Genomic DNA, 3,909 nt, shown 5'->3' on the forward strand with positions numbered 1-3,909 from the left:
TACGCATCGGCGAAGACCGGAAACGCCCCGTACAACTCACGCCCCATGCCAAGGCGTTGCGAACCCTGCCCCGAGAACAGGAAACCGACCTTGCCCTCGGAGCGGGCGCGTCCCAGCGTCACGTTCGCCGCCGGTTCGCCGGCGGCGAGGGCGGTGAGGGCGTGCCGGAGTTCCTCCGGGCCGTGTGCCAGGAGCACCGCGCGGTTTTCGAACGTCTCGCGGGAGGCCAGGGACAGGCCGATGTCGGAAGCCGTCCAGCCGTCGGCCGCGTCGAGGTGATCGGCCAGCCGGACCGCCTGTGCGCGGAGCGCCGGCTCGCCCTTGCCCGACAGCACCCACGGTACGAGCGCGCCGGAGTCGGGCGTGGGCGGCAACTCCGGCGTAGCAGGCGCCTGTTCGATGATGGTGTGGGCGTTGGTGCCGCTCACGCCGAAGGACGACACGGCCGCCCGGCGCGGCCGGCCCGTCTCCGGCCAGTCCACGGCCTCCGTCAGCAGCCGCACCGCACCCGCCGACCAGTCCACGTGCGGCGTCGGCTCCTCCGCGTGCAGGGTCCGCGGAAGGACGCCGTGACGCATCGCCATCACCATCTTGATCACACCGGCCACACCCGCCGCAGCCTGCGCATGACCGATGTTCGACTTCAACGACCCCAGCAGAAGCGGCCGTTCACGATCCTGCCCATAGGCCGCAAGCAGCGCCTGCGCCTCGATCGGATCACCCAGCCTCGTCCCCGTACCGTGCGCCTCCACCACATCCACATCGGCCGGCGCGAGCCCGGCCGAAGCCAGCGCCTGACGGATGACCCGCTGCTGCGCCGGACCGTTCGGCGCCGTCAGGCCGTTGGACGCGCCGTCCTGGTTCACCGCGCTGCCCCGCACGACGGCCAGCACCCGGTGCCCGTGACGGCGGGCCTCGGAGAGCCGCTCCACCAGCAGCACGCCCACGCCCTCCGCCCAGCCCGTGCCGTCCGCACCGGCGCCGAACGCCTTGCACCGGCCGTCGGGCGACAGGCCACGCTGCCGGCTGAACTCCACGAAGACGTTCGGGCTCGCCATGACGGTGACGCCGCCGGCCAGGGCCATCGTGCACTCGCCGTTGCGCAGCGACTGCATGGCCAGGTGCAGGGCGACCAGGGACGAGGAGCAGGCCGTGTCGATCGTGACGGCGGGGCCCTCGAGGCCGAAGGTGTAGGCCACCCGGCCGGATACGACGCTGGAGGCGCCGCCGACGAGCCGGTGTCCTTCGATGCCTTCCGGCGTACGGCGCACCTCGGCTCCGTAACCCTGGTAGGCCATGCCGACGAACACTCCGGTCCGGCTGCCGCGCAGCTGTGCGGGGGTGATCCCGGCCCGTTCGAAGGCCTCCCACGAGGTCTCCAGCAGGAGGCGCTGCTGCGGGTCCATCGCCAGGGCCTCGCGCGGCGAGATCCCGAAGAAGCCCGCGTCGAAGTCGGTGGCACCGTAGAGGAATCCGCCGTCGCGCGCGTATGTCCTGCCGGGGCGGTCGGGGTCGGGGTCGTAGAGTGCGTCGACGTCCCAGCCGCGGTTGGAGGGGAATTCCGAGATGGCGTCACCGCCGGACGTCACCAGGTCCCACAGGGCCTCGGGCGAGTCGACGCCGCCGGGCAGGTGGCAGCTCATCGCCACGATGGCGATGGGCTCGTCGTCGGCGGCGGCCGCGTGCTGCTCCTGCGGCACGGCGGCCTGCGATCCGAGCAGTTCGCTCTGCAGGTGGCGGGCGAGCGCCGTGGCGTTGGGGTGGTCGAAGACCAGCGTGGCCGGCAGCGCGAGGCCGGTCGCCGTGTTGACCTTGTTGCGGAGTTCGACGGCGGTGAGCGAGTCGAAGCCGAGCTCCTTGAAGGCCCGGTCCGGCTCGACCTCCGCCGCCGAGGAGTGGCCGAGGACGGCCGCGACGTGCGCGCGGACCAGGTCGATCAGGGCCCGAGTGCGCTCGGCCTCCGGCAGTCCGGCGAGCCGGGCCGCCAGGGGCGCGGCGCCGGTGGCGGCTGCGTCCGGTACGGCGGCGCGGGCGCGGCGCGCCTCGGGCAGCTCGGACAGCAGGGCGCTCGGACGGCCGAGGGTGAACGGTCCGATGAACCGCTCCCAGTCGATGTCGGCCACGACGACCGCGGTGTCGTCGCAGTCGAGGGCGCGCTGGACCGCGGTCACGGCGAGTGCGGCGGGCAGGGTGACGACGCCGCGGCGGCGCAGGTGCTCCTCGTCGGCGTCGGTGACCATGCCGCCGTCGGCCCAGGGGCCCCAGGCGATCGCGGTGGCGGTCAGGCCCCGGGCCCGACGCCCGGCGGCGAGCCCGTCGAGGAAGGCGTTGCCGGCGGCGTAGGCGGTCTGCCGCCCGCTGCCCCACACGCCAGCGATCGAGGAGAAGAGGACGAAGGCGTCCAGCTCGCGGTCGCCGAGCAGTTCGTCCAGGTGCGCGGCGCCGCGGGCCTTCGCCGCCACGGTGCGGGCGAAATCGTCCGGCGTCAGCTCGTCGAAGGGGGCGAACTGTTCCACGCCCGCGGCGTGGAAGACGGAGGTGAAGGCGTGCTCGGCGAGCAGTGCCGCCACCGCGTCGCGGTCGGCGACGTCACACGTCGCGAGGGTGACGCGCGCCCCCAGTTCCTCCAGTTCGGCCTTGAGCGTGGTCGCGCCGGGCGCGTCGGCGCCGCGGCGGCCGGCGAGCACCAGGTGTTCGGCGCCGGCACCGGCGAGCCACCGGGCGATGTGCCCGCCCAGCGCACCGGTACCACCGGTGATCAGGACGGTACCGCGCGGCGACCACGGCCGCCCGGCGCCGCTTCGGGCGTGGGCGAGCCGGGCGGCGAACACGCCGGAGGCGCGGACGGCGACCTGGTCCTCCCCCTCCTTCTGGAGGTCCGCGGCGCCGGTTCCCTGGCTCAGTACGGCGGCGACACGGCCGGCGGCGCGCTCGTCGACGGCCGCGGGCAGGTCGATCAGGCCGCCCCAGCGCCGGGGGTGCTCCAGAGCCAGGGCGCGGCCGAGACCCCACACCTGGCTCTGTACCGCGCTGAGGGGGGCGTCGTCGGAGCGGCCGGTGGCGGCCGCGCCACGGGTGGCGCACCACAGTGGGGCGTCGACGCCCGCGTCGCCCAGCGCCTGGGCCAGGGCCGCGGTCTGCGCGAGGCCCTGGGAGAGCGCGGGGTGCTCGGGCGAGGCGTTCTCGTCGGTCGCGAGTAACGACAGGACGCCGTCGAGCGATCCGGCTTCGGCCACGGCCCGCGTCAGCTCCCCGGCCAGGGACGCCCGGTCGGTGTCGGCGCCCACCGTCAGCGGGATCAGGTGCGCGCCGCATCCGGCGAGGGCGGCGCGTACCGTCCGGGCCCATTCGTCGCCGTCGGTCGCGGCGAACAGCCATGTGCGGTCCGAGAGGTCGCCTGCGGTCAGGCCGTTCAGCGGCTGCCAGGTGAGCTGGTAGCGCCAGCCGTCCACGACCGACTGCTCGCGCCGCCGGCGCCGCCAGGCGGACAGCTTCGGTACTACGGCGTCCAGTTCCTCGGGGCTCAGTTCCAGCGTGGCGGCGAGGGACTGGGCGTCCTCACGCTCGACGCTCGCCCAGAACTCGGCGTCGTCCGCGTCCACGGCGGCCGTCTCGGCCTCGGGGGCCTCCAGCCAGTAGCGCTGCTGCTGGAAGGCGTAGGTGGGCAGGTCGACGCGCCGGGCGCCCGGGAAGAGGGCTCGCCAGTCGGGGGACACGCCGTGCACGTGCAGCTCGGCGAGCGCGGTGACGACGGCCTGCTGCTCGGGCCGGTCGCTTCGGAGTACGGGGGTGGTGATGATGCCGTCCGCACAGCCCTGCGCCATGCCGCTCAGGACGCCGCCGGGGCCGATCTCCACGAACGTGGTCACGCCCAGTTCATGCAGGGTCTCGATGCCGTCGGCGAAACGC

1 protein-coding gene is annotated in these 3,909 nt (G+C 74.4%); it reads right to left on the reverse strand.

Translation table 11 applies throughout. From position 1 onward, the window contains the following. The coding region (locus tag ABZ919_RS41415) for an SDR family NAD(P)-dependent oxidoreductase (protein WP_361259475.1) at positions 1-3,909 on the reverse strand (3,909 nt) is incomplete at both ends.

It is taken from the genome of Streptomyces sp. NPDC046759 (genome assembly GCF_040645475.1).
GTDB lineage: Bacteria > Actinomycetota > Actinomycetes > Streptomycetales > Streptomycetaceae > Streptomyces.